Raw genomic sequence first — 1220 nt, 5'->3', positions numbered from 1 at the left:
CTTAAGTTAGCAATTGTTTAAATTTAGTAATATAAATCAGAAAGAAAAAAGCGTAGAGTAAGGTTATGTTATACGTTGAAACCTAGATTTCGTCAACATTGATAATCCCTACGCTTTTACTACTTCGAATTCGTTCAGTTCTATGAGACCAAGATCTCGTTTTCAAGTTGTTGAATTGTTGGTAGTGTTTTCTTTCCAATCCTTTTTTTCTTATGAGTAAAAATAAACAATTTTTAGGAATCGATGTAAGTAAAGATGTTTTAGATGTGTATGATTATCAAGGTAATTGGTATCAATTTAAAAATGATGAATCAGGCTTTAAAGAGTTGTTGTTAATCACGAGTGATTTAACTCATTGTATAATGGAGGCGACAGGTTACTATCATGTACGATTAGCTTATTTTTTAATAGAAAAAGGAGTTTTGGTATCAGTAGAAAATCCGTTGAAAGTAAAACGTTTTATTCAAATGAATTTATCAAAAGTAAAGACGGATAAGAGTGATGCAAAGCAGTTATATAATTATGGTGTAAGTCAAGATCCTTCTATATGGAAAGGAGAGAGTAAGGATCAACAAGAAAGTTTACAAATAGTACGTTTATTGGGAGTTTATACGAAACAATCTACTCAATTAAAGAATAAGCTTCATGGCGAATCAGTATTAGGAACTCCATCGAAATTGGTAGTTGCTTCCTTAAAAAGACAGCTAAAAAACATACAAAAAGAGATGGTTAAATTAGAAGATTTGTTGCTAGAGAATGTAAAAAAGAGCTATCAAGAAGAAGTAACTTTATTAAAGTCTATACCAGGAATAGGGGGTAAAACAGCATTAATGTTATTAGTTTTTACCGATGGATTTAAGCGTTTTACATCAGCAAAGGAGCTTTGTAGTTACGCAGGTATTACACCTACAATTAGAGAATCAGGAAGTAGTATAAAAGGAAGACCACGAATAAGTAAAATGGGTAATCCAAAGCTTAGAAATTTATTGTTTATGTGTAGTTTTAATGCTTGTAAGTATAACAAAGCATGTAGAGAACTTTATGACCGAATTGTAGCTAAGGGAAAGAGTAAAAAACTTGCTTTAATAGCGGTATGTAATAAGCTGCTAAAACAAGCTTTTGCAATAGTAAAAAGTGGTTTACCTTATGATGCAAATTATAAAAGTACTTTGGTTTAAAAAAGTATAAAATTTACTTGTTTTTTACCTCAGTTCTTTGTT

General features: G+C 30.4%; 1 protein-coding gene. It reads left to right on the top strand.

What is annotated here, in order from left to right; genetic code table 11:
* The first annotated feature begins 212 nt into the window (after positions 1-212).
* Positions 213-1178, top strand: coding sequence for an IS110 family RNA-guided transposase (locus C8N26_RS00105; protein WP_120185524.1), 966 nt, complete (start codon positions 213-215; stop codon positions 1176-1178).
* Positions 1179-1220 lie beyond the last annotated feature (42 nt).

The organism is Tenacibaculum lutimaris (genome assembly GCF_003610735.1).
Taxonomy (GTDB): domain Bacteria; phylum Bacteroidota; class Bacteroidia; order Flavobacteriales; family Flavobacteriaceae; genus Polaribacter; species Polaribacter lutimaris.
This window is presented reverse-complemented; position numbering and strand designations above follow the sequence as displayed.

Coding starts and splice junctions, on each gene's coding strand:
- C8N26_RS00105 (WP_120185524.1), top strand. CDS start 213: ATGAGTAAAAATAAACAATTTTTAGGAATCGATGTAAGTAAAGATGTT.